General features: G+C 66.5%; 1 protein-coding gene. It reads right to left on the minus strand.

Annotation, left to right across the window (positions count from 1 at the left end):
• Positions 1-15: 15 nt before the first annotated feature.
• A partial coding sequence (locus LRA98_RS12900; protein WP_238634287.1) for an N-acetylneuraminate synthase family protein occupies positions 16-499 on the minus strand: 484 nt, incomplete at its 5' end.

Raw genomic sequence — 499 nt, forward strand, 5'->3', positions numbered from 1 at the left:
GTCAGGTCTTGACAGTTAGGTACCTGTCCTTTGGGAGTTGTTTATTGCGCCCTCCGGAACCGGCATGCCGGCACGAAGATCGCAGGGCGCTGCGCGCCCAATCAGCGCCTCGTAATACCTCGGCTCCAACCCATACCCCGGCCGCACCGACTTCACATGCTCCGGGGTGAAAACCTCACCCGCTTTCATATCCTTCGCCACGTACAGCGACCGCCTCAGGGGCCGCTGGGTTGCCTCACTCTCCCGCGGCCCCTCACGCACGCAGCCCAGCGCTTGCCACGCCGTTCGCGTCTGCTGCACGAGATCGCGCAGCTCCTCCGGCTCCAGCGAGAACGCCGCATCCGGCCCGCCGTCGGCGCGGCGCATGGTGACGTGCTTCTCGATCACGCAGGTGCCGAGGGCGGTTGCAGCCACCGGCACGGCCATCTCTAGGGTGTGGTCGGAAAGGCCCGGCACTACGCCATAGCGCTCACCCAAGACGGGTAGCGTGCGCAGGTCC

Source organism: Halorhodospira sp. M38 (assembly GCF_022227985.1).
GTDB classification, from domain to species: Bacteria; Pseudomonadota; Gammaproteobacteria; order Nitrococcales; family Halorhodospiraceae; genus Halorhodospira; species Halorhodospira halophila_A.